Origin of the sequence: Pseudomonas sp. BF-R-26 (assembly GCF_019947395.1) — a bacterium.
GTDB lineage: Bacteria > Pseudomonadota > Gammaproteobacteria > Pseudomonadales > Pseudomonadaceae > Aquipseudomonas > Aquipseudomonas farris.
In genome coordinates this window covers 1-2,978 of record NZ_JAGYGK010000039.1, presented here as the reverse complement: position 1 = coordinate 2,978, position 2,978 = coordinate 1, and the positions used below count along the sequence as shown (strand labels likewise).

Genomic DNA, 2,978 nt, shown 5'->3' with positions numbered 1-2,978 from the left:
CGTAAGCGTTCCGGGAACACACCTTCCGAACTCCAGCATTAAGCGCGATGGTGTCCGCGTATTTTTAAGCGGACGCGATCGCCCTTAACGTCAGGATTTCCATGCGCCAACGAAGCTCTTACCCAAAACCCTTCAAGGCCCAGGTTGTTCAGGAATGCCTGCAACCGGGAGCAACGCTATCCAGCGTGGCCATCAGCCACGGCATCAACGCCAACGTGATCCGCAAGTGGTTGCCGCTTTACCGAGACCAGCCACCAGCAGCGTTGCCCGCTTTTGTTCCGTTAAGAGCCAGCCCCAAACGGTCGGAGGAAGCATCGGCAACCATTGAACTGCCGCTTGGCGAGCAAACGCTCACAGTGAAATGGCCAACTTCCGATCCCGAAGGCTGTGCCCGTTTTATCCGTGGACTCACCCCATGATCCGCATCGACGCCATCTGGCTTGCCACGGAGCCTATGGACATGCGCGCCGGCACAGAAACTGCGCTGGCCAGGGTGATTGCGGTGTTCGGTGCGGCGAAGCCGCACTGTGCTTATCTGTTCGCCAATCGCCGCGCCACTCGCATGAAGGTTCTGGTGCATGACGGGATTGGCGTCTGGCTGGCCGCTCGCCGGTTGAACCAGGGCAAGTTTCACTGGCCAGGCATTCGACAAGGCTGTGAGATGCAGCTGGATACCGAACAACTTCAGGCCTTGGTGCTGGGCCTGCCTTGGCAGCGCGTAGGAGCTGGCGGCGCTATTACTATCCTTTAAAAGACGGTAATTAACGCCTGAGCCTGCTGCCGCAGCCGATCTGCTTTGGTAAAATCCAAGGCATGATTTCTACGCCCAATCTCGATCAGATGACCCCCGACCAACTGCGTGCATTCGCTGCGCAGTTGCTGTCGCAGGTTGATTCTCTCGGGCAGCAAGTCGACAGGATGGGAAAGAAGAACGACCGCGACCAAACCATCATCGAGCAACTCACCCACGAAATCGCATGGTTCAAACGTAACAAGTTTGCCAAGCGCAGTGAGCAATTGAGTCCTGCTCAGGGCAGCCTGCTCGACGACCTGCTTGATACCGACATCGCGGCCATCGAAGCCGAGCTGAAAGCGTTGAATCCGCAGGCTGCGCAGGCCGAACCACGCAAGCAACCAAAGCGTGTTCCTTTGCCTACGCAGTTTCCGCGCACCGTGATTTATCACGAACCCGACAACACCCAATGCCCCTGCGGCTGCCAGCTCCAGCGGATCGGCGAGGACGTCAGCGAGAAGCTGGATTACACGCCGGGCGTGTTCACCGTTGAGCAGCACGTGCGTGGGAAATGGGCCTGCCGCCAGTGCGAAACACTGATCCAGGCACCGGTGCCGGCCCAAGTAATCGACAAGGGCATCCCGACCGCAGGTCTGCTGGCTCACGTGATGGTGGCCAAATTCGCCGACCATTTGCCGCTGTACCGGCAAGAGAAAATCTTTGGCCGCGCCGGCCTGGCTATCGCCCGCTCGACACTGGCGCAATGGGTCGGCCAAACCGGTGTGCAGCTCCAGCCCCTGGTTGATGCGCTGCGCGAAGCGGTACTTGCCCAAGGCGTGATTCACGCTGACGAAACCCCGGTGCAGATGCTCGCGCCGGGCGAAAAGAAAACCCATCGTGCTTATGTCTGGGCCTACTGCACTACGCCGTTTTCGGCACTTAAAGCAGTGGTTTACGACTTCAGCCCGAGCCGTGCGGGTGAGCATGCCCGCAACTTCCTTGGGCAATGGAACGGCAAGCTGGTTTGCGACGATTTCGCCGGCTACAAAGCAAGCTTCCAGCAAGGCATCACCGAAATTGGCTGCATGGCCCATGCACGCCGCAAGTTCTTCGATCTGCACGCGACGAACAAAAGCCAACTGGCCGAACAGGCGCTGCACTCAATTGGCGGCTTGTACGAAATTGAACGGCAAGCGAGGGAGATGACCGACGAAGATCGCTGGCGAATACGTCAGGAAAAAGCGGCACCCATTATCGACGCACTACATACCTGGATGATGGCCCAGCGCGATCTTGTGCCCGAGGGATCGGCTATCGCTAAAGCTCTGGATTACAGCCTCAAGCGCTGGACGGCACTGACTCGATATGTCGAGGACGGCGCTGTGCCCATCGATAATAACGCGGTCGAAAATCAGATAAGGCCGTGGGCGCTTGGACGCTCCAACTGGTTGTTCGCCGGATCGCTTCGTAGCGGCAAGCGGGCAGCTGCGATCATGAGTTTGATCCAGTCGGCGCGAGTGAATGGGCATGATCCGTATGCCTATCTCAAAGATGTTCTGACGCGGTTGCCAACGCAGCGGGCGAGTGAGATCGCTCGACTGCTGCCGCATCAGTGGGGCACTGTTAATTTATCGGAGATGGCAAACTCGTTTTAGAGTGGCTGAAAGCAAAATGACAAAAGAGACGGCACGTTACATCTTGATCACAGGCGCGGCAGGTACCGGCACCACGACCTTAGCGGATGCTTTAGCAAAGGAACTGAGCACAACTCACCTAGAAGCAGATGATTTTTTGTGGCTGCCCAGTAACCCGCCATATCAGCATCTGGCAGACAAAACGCAACGAGGAGAGCGCTTGCTACAAGAAATGCGCTCTCATGGCCGTGCAGTGGTTGCCGGATCAGTAATGGGCTGGGGTCAACCGCTTGAGAGCGAATTTGATCTTGTGGTGTTCCTTTATCTTCCTGTTGAACTCAGATTAGAGAGACTAAAACGTCGAGAGGTAAAACGCTTCGGTCAAGCAAAGCCGGAGTTTCTGGCTTGGGCAGCTCAGTATGATGAGGGGGGCGTCCCTGGACGTAGCTTGGCCAGGCATCAGGAATGGCTGTCTGCGCTTACCTGTAGTGTCTTAAAGCTTGAGGGGGACATATCCGTTACAGATCGGGTACGGCAAATACTGGATGCAGTCGACGGACTGAACCACACACCTTCAGTCATGTGAACGTGTGTTGGCTATACGCTTACGC

General features: G+C 57.0%; 4 protein-coding genes. All 4 read left to right on the top strand.

Annotation, left to right across the window (positions count from 1 at the left end):
- Positions 1 to 101: 101 nt before the first annotated feature.
- The 4 genes from tnpA to KGB18_RS29800 all read left to right on the top strand — a co-directional run bounded on the left by tnpA (position 102) and on the right by KGB18_RS29800 (position 2,953).
- Positions 102 to 419, top strand: a complete 318-nt coding sequence (gene tnpA / locus KGB18_RS29815; RefSeq protein WP_223570970.1) for an IS66-like element accessory protein TnpA — start codon at positions 102 to 104, stop codon at positions 417 to 419.
- Positions 416 to 751 carry an IS66 family insertion sequence element accessory protein TnpB gene (gene tnpB / locus KGB18_RS29810; RefSeq protein WP_223570969.1) on the top strand — a complete coding sequence of 112 codons (336 nt, stop codon included), beginning with the start codon at positions 416 to 418 and terminating at the stop codon, positions 749 to 751. The genes tnpA and tnpB overlap by 4 nt, the downstream gene beginning before the upstream one ends.
- A 62-nt stretch (positions 752 to 813) precedes the next feature.
- Positions 814 to 2,388, top strand: coding sequence for an IS66 family transposase (gene tnpC / locus KGB18_RS29805; protein ID WP_223570968.1), 1,575 nt, complete (start codon positions 814 to 816; stop codon positions 2,386 to 2,388).
- Between the two features lie 16 nt (positions 2,389 to 2,404).
- Entirely contained in the window at positions 2,405 to 2,953 is a 549-nt protein-coding gene (locus tag KGB18_RS29800; protein ID WP_223570967.1) for an AAA family ATPase, read from the top strand.
- The last annotated feature ends 25 nt before the right edge of the window (positions 2,954 to 2,978 follow it).

Bases quoted from the DNA above. Each gene is read 5' to 3' on its own strand.
- tnpA (WP_223570970.1), top strand. From the start codon at position 102: ATGCGCCAACGAAGCTCTTACCCAAAACCCTTCAAGGCCCAGGTTGTT.
- tnpC (WP_223570968.1), top strand. From the start codon at position 814: ATGATTTCTACGCCCAATCTCGATCAGATGACCCCCGACCAACTGCGT.
- KGB18_RS29800 (WP_223570967.1), top strand. From the start codon at position 2,405: ATGACAAAAGAGACGGCACGTTACATCTTGATCACAGGCGCGGCAGGT.
- tnpB (WP_223570969.1), top strand. From the start codon at position 416: ATGATCCGCATCGACGCCATCTGGCTTGCCACGGAGCCTATGGACATG.